The organism is Paraburkholderia humisilvae (assembly GCF_902859855.1).
Classification (GTDB): Bacteria; Pseudomonadota; Gammaproteobacteria; order Burkholderiales; family Burkholderiaceae; genus Paraburkholderia; species Paraburkholderia humisilvae.
This window is the reverse complement of record NZ_CADIKH010000096.1, coordinates 1-13,686: the sequence shown is the minus strand read 5'-3', so window position 1 is coordinate 13,686 and position 13,686 is coordinate 1. Positions and strand designations below refer to the sequence as shown.

The window sequence follows — 13,686 nt, the reverse complement described above, 5'->3', positions numbered from 1 at the left end:
TCATAGGGGCCCGCTGCGTCCGTTTTGCAGTAAGGCCGTATATACAGCCGCAGCCGATCCTGGACGTCAAAGCATGCGAAATTGCTTCGCAAACGGGAGGCGTTCATATACGTGCGCATGGACCGCGGCGGAGCGAACTCGTGGGTGCAACGCTCGGGTAGGTCGACCCGGATGCGCGAGGCGATCGCTGGCTGCGCGTGAGGGGCAAAGGCGGCAAGAGGTAGCACGCGTCGCTTGTCTGGGAGGCGCTCGCCCGCTATCTGGCTGAACGCGGGCTGCCGGTGCTACCAGTGCGCTGGAATCCGGCCACGCCGGTTATTGGCAGCCTCGAGGCGCACCGCGATGCGGCGATCAGCAGCGTGCGTCTGTGGGGCGTGCTGCACTGGATGCGGCGTAAGCACGCGACTCACCCGCTGTGGCGCGGTGCCGGCCTGACCACGGTGCGTGACAACCTCCGACATGCATCGGTCTCGACGACCTCAATTTACCTTCACAGCGATGAGGTCAAACGTACGTGGCAGATCGGGGCTGCCTTCACCGGCGGGAAGTGAGAGTTTTTGAACGGCCGCGGCCGGTTGCCGCGGGGCAAACTCTCGAAACGGCTGAAGCCGCCCCAACCTCTCGTCGCAATCCGACAGCCCGCGGCGAATTCCCGCGGCCGCAGCGATATGCGGCGCGCCTAACCACAAACCCGCACAACCCGACCAAGAAATAAATCTTGATACTACGACGCATGGCACCACGACATTCATCTGTGCATGGCACGGGACTGTTCGCCCTTCAACCACTTGCATCTGGAGAACGGCTCATCGAATACAAGGGTGAGGTGAATGGCTGGCGACGGGCGGTGGCAACAGTGTTCGCTTTCTCAACCATGCATGTCCCCCAACTGCGAGGCGGTGGAAACGGACGGTCATGTGTTCATTCATGCGTTCACTGCCATCAAGCCTGGTGACGAACTTTTCATCGACTATGGTCTCGCGGTCGATGGCGAGATCACTGAAGACATACAAACCCGGTACTTAAGTCATTGCGGCGCCTCCACCTGTCGTCGCTCAATGCTTCGTCACAGTGCGCGGTTACCCTGACGTCCATGTCCTGGTCAAGCCGCCCCATCTCACGCAAAGTACTCCGAATAGACTGCACCCGGGAGTGGTGTCAGCCAGAGACGGAAGATGGTCGTGCAGGTGGTGAAGGGTCAGCCGTCCAGTTCGTCCAGTTCGATCTGAGAGACACATCAGGGCGATCGAAGAAATACCTGACTAAGGACTATTAACAACCGGTGATTATGCGGTCTTGTGTATGAGCGGATACTGCTTCTGCTGCATATGCTCGCCTGCTCATTTCCGACCTGCCGGCGCACGTCGGGCTACGTCGGCCCAACTGCTCGTGATTGCACCTCCACCACCGGCGCCGGCCGGGTCTCCTGCACTGCGGATGTCCGGGACGGGCTGCACCCGCTGCGTTTGAGTGTCGGGCGATGGCATCTGAAGCTCGTGCCCTCCGGTGACAGTCGCGCCATCCGGTACCAGAACGGATGTGCGGCCCACAGGGGTGTCATCCGCACCCACTGATGCGGTGGCTGCGACAAGGCACCCCCTGTTCGGGCGCCCCTGGGCGTCACGCGGATGAACGGGGTTCCACCCCTGCTGTCGCATGTTCGCCTCGATAGCAGCCAGCAATGAGCCCTGGCCGTGCTGGCCCACCACGAACAGGGTTGTCCGGTCGATCACGCCCTGCCGGAGCAGGCGGTTAAAGATGGCTTGGGCAACTGCCGGGTGAACCCCTGCGGGCCGCCTGGAGGGAGTGGACGATGCCAGGATCGCGTTTTCATGCAGGTCCAGCATGTTTTGCCCGGCGCTGAAGCCGAGAGACGGCCGGAATATCCCTGCGGTAATGCCATCGTCGAGAAGACGATCTGCCTCTCTATGTCTGTTGGCCTTCTCGCACGCGGAGATGGCGGCGTTGTACGTGATGGTGTCGGGGAAGACGTCGCGCGCGGGACCGTGCCGCTGCAGGTGCGCGAACAACTGGAGCGCATCGTCTGCGCGTGCGGCCTTCTCACACGCGGAGATGGTGGCGGAGTACGTGATGGTGTTGGGGAAGACGCCGTGCGCGGGACCGTACCGTTGCAGGTGCGCGAACAGGCTGAGCGCATCGTCGGTGCGTGTGCCCTTCTCGCACGCGGAGATGGCGGCGTTATACGTGATGGTGTCGGGGAAGACGCCACGCGTGGGACCGTGCTGCTGGAGGTGCGCGAACAACCTTAGAGCATCGTCAGCGCGCGCGGCCTTCTCGCACGCGGAAATGGCGGCGTTGTACGTGATGGCGTTGGGGAAGACACCGCGCGCGGGACCGTGCTGCTGGAGGTGCGCGAACAGCCTTAGAGCATCGTCAGCGCGCGCGGCCTTCTCGCACGCGGAAATGGCGGCTGAGTACGTGATGGCATCGGGGAAGACGCCGCGTGCTGGACCGTGCTGTTGCAAGTGGGCGAACAGCTTTAGGGCATCGTCAGCGCGCGCGGCCTTCTCGCACGCGGAAATGGCGGCCGAGTACGTGATGGTGTTGGGAAAGACTCCGCGCTCGACCCCGTGCTGTCGCAGGTACGCGAACAGCCTGAGGGCATCGTCAGCGCGCGCGGCCTTCCCGCACGCGGAGATGACAGCGTTGTACGTGATGGTATCGGGGAAGACGCCGTGCGCCGGCCCGTGCTGTTGCAGGTGCGCGAACAGCCTGAGGGCATCGTCAGCGCGCGCGGCCTTCCCGCACGCGGAGATGGCGGCATTGTACGGGATGGTCTCGGGGAACACCGTTGCTCCCGTCTGCGGGTGGCGGCATCGTTGTAGCGCTTCCAGGCAGGCGACGGCGCCTTCATGGTCATTACCGAGCTTTCTGATGCACGAGGTCGTGACACGCATGACATCGGCCACACTCGTTTGCCCCCGGTTGAAGCGGCGAATGATGAATTCATTTGCCGCTTCCCGCCGGGATACAATCCCGCCCCGCGGTTCTCTTATGCGCCCGCCGCGTAGGTATTCCAGCTTCGGGTTTCCCTGCGAAGCCGCGGGTGTGGTGCTGCACGATGCCGCAGGGACGGCGGAAGACTCGCCGGCGGGGCAGATAGCGGGGGGCACCGAAGCAGCGCCACGAACGGTGAGGGGAGTGGTGGCGGGGAGCATCGATGTCGGGAGCAGGACAGAAAAGGTTTTTGACAATTCGACTTTAACGGCGCGATGGAGGCTGGCGCACGCGGGCTTCGGAAACACTCCCCGGCGCTACGCAATCGCGACTTGTACCTGGCCGAACGCGGCCTGCCGGAGTTGCCCGTGCGCTGGAATCAGGCAGCGCGCGTCGATGGGGCCTTCGGCGACGGTTTTTTGATTGTCCGCTGATGCGATCGAGGCTGGCCTTGCCACCGGTACTGCACTGCGTGGGATCCAGGTATTTGTAGTGATCGTGCAGACGCTGGAGGATCGCGATCAGGCTCGGCGGGAGTGAATGCTCGGTGATAATGGCTGGCAGACGCGCAACGGAAGACTTCCCGGCTGGTAAGCTGATACCTAATTCGAGCAGTAAGCCGTGCATCTGGTTGATGGTTCTGGTGCGATCCCGAACGAACGATTCCCGCACACGGTAAGCGCAAAGAGCATCTGCTGGGATTCGGTTTTCGGCGTGACAATCGCATGGCTGGGCGCGTGGCGGCTTCGCAGATCGCCTCAGCATCTACAAAGTCGTAATGCGATGGTCCTCCCCACCTGCCGACCTGCGGTGGGTTACGCTAGACAGGTTCATCAATCGGAGGCTCATGCCATGCAAGATGTGACAGTCATTGGAATCGATCTCGGCAAACGTTCCTTTCATCTTCACGGCCAGGACAAGTCTGGCAAGGCTGTGTTTCGCAAGAAGGTTTTGCGTCAGCAACTGATCGAATTCTTCAGCAACCTTCACGTCTGCAGCGAAGTCATGGAAGCCTCCGCTGGCGCTCACTTCATCGCCCACAAGCTTGCAAGCTTCGGGCATCAGATCCGGCTCGTCTCTCGCCGCAATTCGCCCGCCCTTTCGTAAAATAAAACAAGAATGACTTTGTCGATGCCGAAGCAATCTGAGAAGCCGCGTCGCGACCTGCCATGCGGTTTGTGACGCCAAAGACGGAATCGCAGCAGCACTGTCCGCGCTACATCGGGTAGGCGATTCGCTGATTCGCAATCACATATGCGCAACGAACCAGATGCATGCCTTACCGATCGAGTTCGGTGTCAGCCTGCCGAATGGCAAGGCCATCGTCCGAAGACTCCCGGCCGTGCTTGCGGAACACTTGAGCCTGCCCGCAAAAAGTGGATCCCTTGCTGAGTATGTAAAACTCACGCAATAGCTCCGGGTGGTTTCTATCGACGCCTGTCAGCTCGGATTGGCAAGGCCAAAGCTGTTACCGCCACCGCGCGCAAGATTGCCATTCTCTTCCGCAACACGCTGCGCTATGGCATGGAGTACGTCGATCCGGGCGCCGCATATTACGAGGAACGCTACCGTCAGCGTGTCCTGAACAACTCACTCGCCGTGCGGAATTGATGGGGTATGTGTTGCAGGAAAAAATCGCCTGAACACATTAAGTTTCTCAGGAAGCCACTGCGTATTTTGCGAAGGAGTCCGCATGAAATACGCGTGGATCGAAAGTCACAGCCGACAATGGCCGGTATCGCTGCTCTGTCAGGTGCTGGGCGTCAGCCCCAGTGGCTACCACGCCTGCGAGGCCCGGGACGTCGATGCAAACCGTCCGCGCCGACGCGTAAGCAACGACACCCTGCTGGTCCACATCAAGGCCGTGCACCCTGAATCCAGAGGTGAGTACGGCTGGCCTCGAGCATGGCTATTGCTCGCCGCTCGAATTCGAGAACCTGAACGCTAACATGCGAATCGTATCGCCGTGCAGGTTATCCACCGGCGGGCAGCGTCATGGTCGTGACAGGCGACCCGCCGCCCGCCCGTGGACAACCCGCGATTCAACCTTATCGGGAGGTGCCACTCCGCATTAAACTCAACTGCAAATCTATCCGTCGAACCGGGTCACCCTCACTCGGGCAAACACGGCCCGACGGCACCGCGCTGCGGGCGGCGCCGGGGGAGGGACCGGTAGGGGAGGAAATCGGCCAACTGCGCGCGCTGGCCGCAGACGACCTGACGTGCCGCCCCGATGAGATTGGCGTGTGGCTTGAAGCCTCCGCGCGCCCAGCATACCTGCTCGGGACGCCAATACCTGACCGACCCGAAATCGCCGATGAACCGGTTGGCCACGTTCCTGCCAGCCCAGTTAGGCTCAACCGCGAGAGCAGTGGCCGGGCCGCGCCCTATCCTTCTGCGACGCCGCGCACTCCCAGCACCACTATTGCGTGGAAACCACGTCGCCGTGAGCGGACCACGCCCGCTTCGCCGGAACATATCAATCTGGTAAATAATTTGCCAGACGAGCTGAGTTCGTCACGCCGCTCCAACATCAACCGGCTGCTAGTCTATCTGGAAAAGCAGGGTCTGTTATGGTCGCAACTGGTGCCAGCGGGCTGCGGCCCGGATGCACGTCTTCAAGTGCTAGAACAAGCGGTCAATGAGGGCGTCCGACAAAATGCCTTGCATCCCGGCACGCGGGCGGCGATAAGCCGTGCCTTCGGGCTTGTCATTCGAGGCGAATCCGGACAGGTGCTGCTTGCGCCGGCTCTCCAGGCGCACCTTGACCTGCTGATGGCTCTGCCCGAAGGACTGAGTCAACCACATCGGTCTGCGATCAACCGGCTGCTGGTCCATCTGGAAGAGCAGGAGTTGTCATGGCCGCAACTCGTGCCGACAGACATTGGTGGCCCGGGCTCGCGCCATCCTGCGCTTGAACAGGCGATTAACGACGGTATCCGGCATCACGGCTTGCATCCCGGCACGCGGGCCGCGATCAATCGGGCCTTTGGGCTTAGCGCACGGGGCAGATCAAGACCACTTGCCCTTCCGCCGACTCTTCAGGCGCACATCGACCTAATGGAGACTTTGCCCGAAGACCTGATTCAGCAATACCGCTCTTACATCACCCGGTTCCTAGTCCACCTGGAAGATGAGCGTCTGTCATGGCCTCAACTGGTGCCAGCTGGCAGCGGCCCGGGCGCACGTCCTCCAGTTCTTGAACAGGTGGTCAACGAGGGTATCCAGCATCATGGCTTGCATCCCGGAACAAAGGTGGCGATCAACCGGGCCTTCGGGTTCATCATTCAGGCCACGTCAAATAAAGTCCGGCTTGCGCCGACTCTTCACTCGCACATCGAGCTGATGAAGGCTCTGCCAGAAGGCTTAGGCCCGCAACGTCGTTCTGACATCAACCAGTTGCTGGTCCATCTGGAAAAGCAGGGACGGTCCTGGTCGCAACTGGTGCCGGCGGACAGCGGCCCAAGCGCGCGCCCGCCTGCGCCTGAACGGGCGGTCGACGAGGGTATACGACATCATAGATTGCCGTCCGCCACGCGGTCTGCAATCAATCGGGCCTTCGGGTTTGCGATTCGAGCCGAATCGAGAGCAGCTCGGTCGGCGGTCCGGGATTGATCGAGGCAAAAGTGAACGTGCGCACGTAAATCGGCGGCTTGCTCGGGTCGCTGGCCCACGGCATCGAGATCGAGCACAGCACGCTGGCGTCGACGCCAAGCATCGCGGCCAGCACCGCATCCACTTGAAATCATCACGGACTACATGGCATGGTGCTCGACGTGTTTAGCCGCAAGATTGTGGATCACGAAGTGCAGGAACCGGAATCTGCCGAACTTGCTGCCTTGCTGATGCGGCGTGCGAGTCTGAAAGAGGGCCTGGCAAGACGTCCGCTGGAGCTGCATTCGGACAATGGCAGCGCGATGAAGGGCGCGACGATGCTCGCCACACCGGAAAGCCTCGGCATGGTGGCCTCGTTTAGTCGACCGCGCGTGAGCAACGACAACCCGTACGCCGAGGCGCTGCTTCGCACGTGCAAGTATCGCCCCGACTACCCGCGCAAGGCGTTCACGAGCCTCGACGGGGCGCGTGCCTGGACGCAGCAGTTCGTGCGTTGGTACAACCACGAACACAAACACAGTGGCCTGAAATTCGTCACGCCGGCACAGCGTCAAACGACCTCGCCACCGCAGTGCTGGCACAACGGGAAGCCGTTTACGCGCAGGCTAAGGCACGTAATCCGCAACGTTGGTCCGGCTCGACTCGCAACTGGGAATTGAAGGATGGAAGTCTGGCTCAATCCGGAGCGCATGCCACAGGCCGAATTAAAGCAGTGCGCGTGAAGTTTCACGACAACTATGTTGACAAACACCGGTTAGGCGACTCGGATCGTCAAACCTGCACTCGCGCTCAGACGTGACGATCGTAGGCCTTGGCCTCTTGAACGGTGGCAAATTTCGACTCGATATGTCATAGGGCGGGAGTCAGGACGGCAAGTAGTTCGTGATGAGTTGCGCCGCGATAAGGACTGTTTCAGCCCTGCAGTCGCCTGTCCTAGGTAAGAAGCCGTAAGGTAACCAGTCCTATTTCCATTGGTGACGACGTGCCAGATAATCAGTCAATCGCCCGCTTGGGCAATCGCGAAGCGACCACATCACGCAGTCAGAATTTTGCCGGGATGGATCCTTACTCCGGGCCCAGTCAACAAACGCCTAACGTGCGTCCAAAATCTCAAGTGACTTCCCCACTATTGGATCAACTTCACACAGAAGCAAGGCAATATTTGAAGAATCCGACGTCCTTATCGGGAGGTGAATTGGTGGCTAACTTTAAAGCCTCTGTGGGGACGAAACCGGGCTTTCTTACCCGCGATGAGTTTGCTGAAAAAAACAAGATTGCTGTTTCTCTCGCATATGTAATGGGCGATGCAGAGGGCAATCTCTCCACCGCCGGGAGAGTACTCGAAGCTAGCGATGCGCACATATAGCACGCGGTGGTAATTGATGCAGCTGCATCACCTCGAAATTGCGCTTAAGACTTTAAAGCGAGGTTTCAGACAGGAGGGCGAACGTTGTGAGCCTGGCAGGACAGCGTTTTCCCTCCTCCCACGCTGGCGCGGGATCCGCATCGAGGGCTTCAGAGTGTGGAGCCTGCGCACTACTGCGGCCACCAAGGCACTTGATCATCAGACTTGCGCGGGAAACTGAGCTTTCAGGCCGGGGATGGATAGCGCGGCGTGCGCAGCATGCTCTTCTCCCGCTTGCTAAAAGCTGGTCTAAAGAGACTCACATAAACATGATAAAACCTGTGAATGGATATCAAGCGCACGTACCGATTCCGGTTCTACCCAACGTCCGGGCAGGAAGCGATTCTTGCCCGGACGTTCGGCTGCGCGCGCTTTGCGTACAACCATATGCTCCGGCCACGCACCGATGCCTGGTATCAGCGGCAGGAGCATTTCGGCTACCATGAGACCTCCGCAGCGCTCACGGCGCTCAGGAGGACACGCGCTCGCCTTCGATCCTGATGAAGCCTTCGATCAATTCTCGCTTCGTTACTCCGTAACGGCGTGTAAGCCCGGCAAGGCCGAGAAAGGCACCCGTGCTGATCCGCGTGCTTAATTGACGTTATGCGTTGCCGTCGGGCCCCGCCGTCTGATGTACTTTCCGGTACAACGCCTGACGTTGTGCTGTTGTTTGCTCATTTATCGTTCGACTCCCGTTGCAGCGTTGGCAGCGTCATCTCGACGTTGATCGCTTTGCCACCTTGAGTGGCTTGTGCCTTTTTCGATCGAAGCGAGTCGCCGGTCAGCGTAATGCGGTGATGGTGCTGCATCAGCCGGTCAAGGATGGCATCGACTATCGTGGCGTCGCCGATCCACGTGCCAGTGCTCGATCGGCAGTTGTGATGTGATGATGGTGGCTTTGCGCCGGGCCCGGTCGTCGATGACTTCCGGCAGGTCGGAGCGAGTCATGCTCTCGATGGCACCTATACCCCAATCATTAGGATGACGACGTTGATCCTGGCCAGTTGAATCAGCCATTTGCCGAATGCGCCGCTGCCATGGCGGATACGCACGTCCTCCTGCAAGCGCGGTACTGGCTGATACAGCACGGAGAGCCCCGCCGACACGCGTACTGCACCGGAGCGCAAGCAAGCCATGACTTACCCACGCCCGTCGGGCCAGTGATCAGGATGCAGTGGCGAGCGCTGACCCATTCGCCCAGTGCTGGGCTCACGATCTGCGAGCGCTCGATGTCCGACCAGCCCCCGGCTATCGAGATCTTCCAGCGTCGCCTGTCCGTATTTGAGCAGCGCATTCTTCAACAGGCGCGTCATCTTGCGCTCGTTGCGGTGATGGACTCCTCCCACAGCAGCATCAACGTCATGCCCTTGCGCCGCAGTTCGTGATGGATGAGCTCAAAGTCGGACTGTACATGCTGGCGCGGCTTCTCGGGGAGGCCAACAGGCACCGTTGCAGCGTCACGTCGTCGAGCGACTGGACCGCGGCCCAGTCCAGCCCGGCCGCGGCGGCCAGGCCGACGTATTTGGTCACGACGCCCTTGGACAGATCCGAGGCGGCGGCGATCTGCTCGTGAGACAACCTCGCGTCAAGCTTCAGACGCAGTACTTCCTTGATCTTACGCATAGCGATCCTCGATGCGAGCATGCTAGTCCCAAACAAAAAATCTGGCAGCGTACCCATCGGGGTTGCGAATATGCGTGACACCGTTGCAGCGCAGTACGACATCGTTCCGGCATCGTGACCGCAGATTCCGGAAAGCCCCGAAAATCGGTCACGTTCGCCCGGAATCATCGGTCGCGTTGGGCCGGAATATCCACCTGTGCAGCCGCGACACCTAGGATCAAGGCGCGGAGATGCCCTCAAAGCCGGTGGCGTGAGCCTGTTAGATTCGTAGCGTAACGAGGTCTGAGACTGTCTGATTAGCCAGCCCTTGGCGCGAGATAACGCGATCCCATACGCACAGGCATATGACTTTCGATGTCAATGGGATTGCGTTTTCGATTCCGTGCGCCGGATTAAGCGCTGGTATGACTATGAGCAGCATTTTGTCAAGGACGCTCTTCGTGACGCGTCTCCCGTTGGTCTGGGGTGAAGTCGCGATTGCGCTCGTCGGAAGAACCAGCATCGCTGGGTAGCAATGGGTGGTCGCATCATGCTCATTCGCGAGTATTGGCGCAAGCGTTCGGGCACAATCAGGCGACGCGCGACATCTTTGGCATGCCGCCGAAGACCGCGACAAGAACCCTCTTCATTGATCATAACAGCCTTACCGAACAAGGCTGTCATGGATTTTGTGAATGCAGTTTACCAGTGCCTATCATATATCTTGCACGCGCAGAACTTTGCGTTTCGTTCGTGCGGATGCGGTCTGATTATTTGTTCTTGGCTAGCAGCTCTGCGACTGGGGCAAAGCTCTTTCTTTGGGGCTGCGGCGCGGAAATATTAAATGACGCACCGGACGCCTGTTTGAGAGGTGAGAGCCATGCACTCAGAGGTACAGACGATCGCGTCCAGTACCCTAGCTTTTCTTCACTGTGCGCAGCGGCCTGTTCTGGCGCATCAGGTATTTGGTTATGGGGCGGAACTGCAGACGTGTTTGCCTGATTCATGTCTGGGCTATGCCAGGTCGGTTGGTAACCGAAACTACTTTGCATGCTGTCACCGGAAGGTAAGAATTAGAAAGATCACGGTACTATTTTCCGCCCCCGTTGCGCGACTCGGAATCGCCTGCCCAAGGGGAAAACGGGACGACGAGGACGTGATTCTCTCCCAAATTTGGGAAATAGTCGCTAGTGCTTTTCGTTTGTATTGCGTGGGAGTACGGGTTATCTCTCGGCAGCTGACGCTCGCGTGCCGCACTCCCGGACTCAGCGCTTCCCAGCGAGGTCCACTAGAGCGCGGGATCTCCCGGTTCCCGAGCAAAGTGTTTCCGCGCGTGCACGGGGTGCGTCGCTTCCTGTCGCAACTGAAGGCCGAACGCGGCGTCAGGGTGACGACGATTCTCGAATTCACAGTGGGTGCGGCGCAAGTCGATTTCGACGCCGCCCCGCCCTCACGCACGAGTCGGGCATCGCGCTCAAGACGTGGATATTCGTCATGACGCTGTGCTGGTCACGGCATTACCCGTCCTCTGCCGAGTCCGCGCGGCTTTCCTTCCGCGCGCGTAGTCGGCGGCGGCGGCGTTGGGGTTGCCCGTCTTCTTCCGGGCCAGCGCGGTTTTCTGTTCGCGCTCGTAGTCGGCGGCAGTGGCGTTGGGATTGCCCGTTCTCTTCCGGGCCAGCGCGGCTTTCTGTTCGCGTGCGTAGTCTGCGGCGGTGGCGTTGGGGTTGCCCGTCATCTGCCGGGCCAGCGCGGCTTTCTTTTCGCGCTCGTAGTCAGCGGCGGTGGCGTTTGGATTGCCCGTGATCTGCCGGGCCCGCGCGGCTCTCTGTTCGCGCTCGTAGTCGGCAGCGGTGGCGTTGGGGTTGCCCGTCATCTGCCGGGCCAGCGCGGCTTTCTTTTCGCGCTCGTAGCCGGCGGCGGTGGCGTTGGGATTGCCCGTCATCTGCCGCGCCCGCGCGGCTCTCTGTTCGCGCTCGTAGTCGGCGGCGGTGGCGTTGGGATTGCCTGTCCTCAGCCGGGCCAGCGCGGCTTTTCGTGCCCGCGCGTAGTCGGCCGCAGTGGCATTGGGATTGCCCGTCATCTGCCGCGCTAGTGCGGCTTTCCGTTCGCGCGCGTAGTCTGCGGCGGTGGCACCTGCTGCAGTCTTTGCGCCGTTCAGGGCTTTGTCCGGGACTTCCCAAGTGAAACGCTTGAATGTCGTAACCTGCTTTTGCTGCGTGGAAAGATCCGCTGCCGTGCCGGGTGACCGGGATGAGCTCCCACCTTGAACGGCGTCGCTCTCAACCAGGTCCTGGAGCGGTAGGCTGTCCGGGATCCGCTCCCCGATTTCATCCGCGTGGCGTCGCGCATCATCCGCAGCCATCTCGCGTAACACGCTGATGGAATTTCCGACTAATGGATCGTCGGGCGGTATACGCAGCGCAAGGGTCCCGTCCGGGTTCCTGTCTGCGACGTATCTGCCGAGTCCTTCGCCCGCCACGTGCAGAAGCAACACATTGACCGCATGAAATGCGCAATCGCCGTCCGACGGAACGTCATGGAAGCGGCCATCGATCTCCACACCGTAGTGGTCCTGCCGCACAACCAGCCTGCCGGCATAGGGGGCACACGGATCATTCCCGACAGACAGGGAGAACATTGGACCGTCCGCATCAGGCTGCAACAGGACATCAAACCGCATGTTGAAATCCCGGGCAAACATGCCCAACGCGTGCCCCATAACCTGATCGGCGTGTGGGAAGTTCCATTGCCCGGGCTGCCTCAGGCGCTCCGCCGCCTCCAACACGGCTCGCACTCCCGCGGTCGCTGGCGCCGCCGATGCCAACCGCGTGGTAACGGGCTGCTCTGTGCGCGGTGACGCCTCCAAAAACGCGTTGAGATCATCCAAGTCCCACTGAGGCAATTCCCACTGAAGCCCCATCCGGTCGAATGCCAGGGGACTCGACGCGCCCGAATGCCCCCGGGGAGCGTAGTCCAGCGCCATCACCTCTTGGATAAAGAGGTCGCCTTCGCCCGCGGAAGTATCCATCAGCGGCGACGACGCCGTTGCAAAGTCGATTGACAGCGGAGACGGTGTAGGTCCGGGAGATGCGCAGCGCGATCGTGCCTGCAATTGCAGTTCGGCCAGTGCCCTCGAAGAAGGGGGTGCAGCAGATGCGTCAGAAGTGCGCCGGGAACGCAATGCTGGCTGCTGGTCATCGAGCACTTGCGCAGAAGGGCTGACCGGGGATCGTGCATTGATGAGCGACGTGATGTCCATGGGAAGGGAAACCGATCAATTCAATTAACATGTCTTCTTATCACCGGCGATTCCTTCGTTGGTTCGTCACCAGAAATCAATCGCGGCTATCCGAAAAGCTCCTCTTCGGCAGTGCGCATCCTGAGTGAGTTGCCAGCCGCGACGTGAATCGACCATGAACGGACTTTGTTCAGCGAGGTAGATGCAATTTGTTGTTTGCGCAACTATGTCGCCTCGACCTAAAAGGACTGCAGGCCGTCGAAATGGCCACGCCCGAATGGGTCGACTGGGCTTCGCCAGGGTCGCAGAAGCCCGCTATTATCAGCCACTTGTTGTCTGTCGCTTTCCGAGCGCGAGCAGATCGCTCTGCGTGTGCCTAGTGAATGCGTTCGCGGGATTACGCGGTAGCTTTCGTGCATAACGCATCAACGAATTCGCGCGAGGAAAATATCCACTGCGCGCGGTCGCGTTACGCCGCAAAGCCTTGTGGATCGTCACGCCTGCCAATGCCCACGATAACCGTTGCTCATGGGACGCGTTCATAGAAACGCATTCTCCCCTAGCAGGGCCCCACAATCCACAATCCACAATCCACAATCAGTGTAGTTTCGTCTTGAATATCTCGTGATGAAGAGTCCCGTTTTAGCGCGCGACGCAACAGCCTTAAGTCCATTCCGTTATACAGAAGTGTCGTCACCATCGTTGTCGCGTAAGAGGCGCAATGTTTTTGCAGCGACATGAACTTCTCTGAGGCCGAGCCAGATGGTCTTTGCGCCGGGTTCGCCGTCGCCCTTGCGGCCAGGGAAGCCTCCCAGGCGCGCGATCAGTCGCAACACTTCGTTGAGCTTCGGTTGGGCTGACGCTCGGG

Annotated in this window: 8 protein-coding genes and 8 pseudogenes; 9 read left to right on the top strand and 7 right to left on the bottom strand. The window is 60.3% G+C overall.

Features of this window, described 5'->3' with window-relative positions; translation table 11 throughout:
* Positions 1–113: 113 nt before the first annotated feature.
* Positions 114–551, top strand: a pseudogene (locus HV796_RS46105) (integrase); the annotation flags it as partial.
* Positions 552–733: 182 nt separating this feature from the next.
* Positions 734–1,088: pseudogene (locus HV796_RS37270) on the top strand (SET domain-containing protein).
* 252 nt (positions 1,089–1,340) lie between these two features.
* Here the strand turns inward: HV796_RS37270 and HV796_RS37265 are convergent.
* Together HV796_RS37265 and HV796_RS37260 are read right to left on the bottom strand one after the other, a co-directional pair.
* Entirely contained in the window at positions 1,341–2,918 is a 1,578-nt protein-coding gene (locus tag HV796_RS37265) for a pentatricopeptide repeat-containing protein (protein ID WP_175232851.1), read from the bottom strand.
* Positions 2,919–3,435: 517 nt separating this feature from the next.
* A pseudogene (locus HV796_RS37260) lies at positions 3,436–3,733 on the bottom strand (IS110 family transposase); the annotation flags it as partial.
* A gap of 77 nt (positions 3,734–3,810) precedes the next feature.
* Between HV796_RS37260 and HV796_RS37255 the strand changes: the two are divergent.
* The 6 genes and pseudogenes from HV796_RS37255 to HV796_RS37230 form a co-directional block, all read left to right on the top strand.
* A pseudogene (locus HV796_RS37255) lies at positions 3,811–4,351 on the top strand (IS110 family RNA-guided transposase); the annotation flags it as partial.
* Positions 4,352–4,621: 270 nt separating this feature from the next.
* Positions 4,622–4,885 (top strand): annotated as a pseudogene (locus tag HV796_RS37250) (IS3 family transposase); the annotation flags it as partial.
* A 68-nt stretch (positions 4,886–4,953) separates the two neighbouring features.
* Positions 4,954–6,573: a hypothetical protein gene (locus tag HV796_RS37245; protein WP_175232850.1), complete on the top strand. Its 1,620-nt coding sequence runs from the start codon at positions 4,954–4,956 to the stop codon at positions 6,571–6,573.
* Between the two features lie 149 nt (positions 6,574–6,722).
* Positions 6,723–7,295: pseudogene (locus HV796_RS37240) on the top strand (transposase); the annotation flags it as partial.
* A gap of 260 nt (positions 7,296–7,555) precedes the next feature.
* The gene (locus HV796_RS37235; RefSeq protein WP_175232848.1) at positions 7,556–7,939 is read left to right on the top strand and encodes a hypothetical protein; all 384 of its coding nucleotides are present in this window, start codon (positions 7,556–7,558) and stop codon (positions 7,937–7,939) included.
* 324 nt (positions 7,940–8,263) lie between these two features.
* The gene (locus HV796_RS37230; RefSeq protein WP_246356266.1) at positions 8,264–8,479 is read left to right on the top strand and encodes a helix-turn-helix domain-containing protein; all 216 of its coding nucleotides are present in this window, start codon (positions 8,264–8,266) and stop codon (positions 8,477–8,479) included.
* A 173-nt stretch (positions 8,480–8,652) separates the two neighbouring features.
* Here HV796_RS37230 and HV796_RS46450 read toward each other — a convergent pair.
* A pseudogene (locus HV796_RS46450) lies at positions 8,653–8,926 on the bottom strand (ATP-binding protein).
* A gap of 61 nt (positions 8,927–8,987) precedes the next feature.
* Positions 8,988–9,272: an ATP-binding protein gene (locus tag HV796_RS44620; RefSeq protein WP_246356264.1), complete on the bottom strand. Its 285-nt coding sequence runs from the start codon at positions 9,270–9,272 to the stop codon at positions 8,988–8,990.
* Between HV796_RS44620 and HV796_RS44615 the strand changes: the two genes are divergently transcribed.
* On the top strand, positions 9,208–9,363 hold the full coding sequence (locus HV796_RS44615; RefSeq protein WP_246356267.1) for a hypothetical protein: 156 nt from the start codon (positions 9,208–9,210) through the stop codon (positions 9,361–9,363). The genes HV796_RS44620 and HV796_RS44615 overlap by 65 nt on opposite strands.
* Here the strand turns inward: HV796_RS44615 and HV796_RS37220 are convergent.
* The 3 genes and pseudogenes from HV796_RS37220 to HV796_RS37210 all read right to left on the bottom strand — a co-directional run.
* Positions 9,315–9,601: pseudogene (locus HV796_RS37220) on the bottom strand (IS21 family transposase); the annotation flags it as partial. The gene HV796_RS44615 and the pseudogene HV796_RS37220 overlap by 49 nt on opposite strands.
* Positions 9,602–11,072: 1,471 nt before the next feature.
* The gene (locus HV796_RS37215) at positions 11,073–12,839 is read right to left on the bottom strand and encodes a hypothetical protein (RefSeq protein ID WP_175232847.1); all 1,767 of its coding nucleotides are present in this window, start codon (positions 12,837–12,839) and stop codon (positions 11,073–11,075) included.
* 656 nt (positions 12,840–13,495) lie between these two features.
* Positions 13,496–13,686: IS4 family transposase (locus tag HV796_RS37210; protein ID WP_281369972.1), on the bottom strand; the 191-nt coding region annotated here is incomplete at its 5' end.

Excerpts from the sequence above, each read along its gene's own strand:
- HV796_RS37265 (WP_175232851.1), bottom strand. The coding sequence starts at position 2,918 with ATGCGTGTCACGACCTCGTGCATCAGAAAGCTCGGTAATGACCATGAA.
- HV796_RS37245 (WP_175232850.1), top strand. The coding sequence starts at position 4,954 with ATGGTCGTGACAGGCGACCCGCCGCCCGCCCGTGGACAACCCGCGATT.
- HV796_RS37230 (WP_246356266.1), top strand. The coding sequence starts at position 8,264 with ATGGATATCAAGCGCACGTACCGATTCCGGTTCTACCCAACGTCCGGG.
- HV796_RS44615 (WP_246356267.1), top strand. The coding sequence starts at position 9,208 with ATGTCCGACCAGCCCCCGGCTATCGAGATCTTCCAGCGTCGCCTGTCC.
- HV796_RS44620 (WP_246356264.1), bottom strand. The coding sequence starts at position 9,272 with ATGCGCTGCTCAAATACGGACAGGCGACGCTGGAAGATCTCGATAGCC.
- HV796_RS37215 (WP_175232847.1), bottom strand. The coding sequence starts at position 12,839 with ATGGACATCACGTCGCTCATCAATGCACGATCCCCGGTCAGCCCTTCT.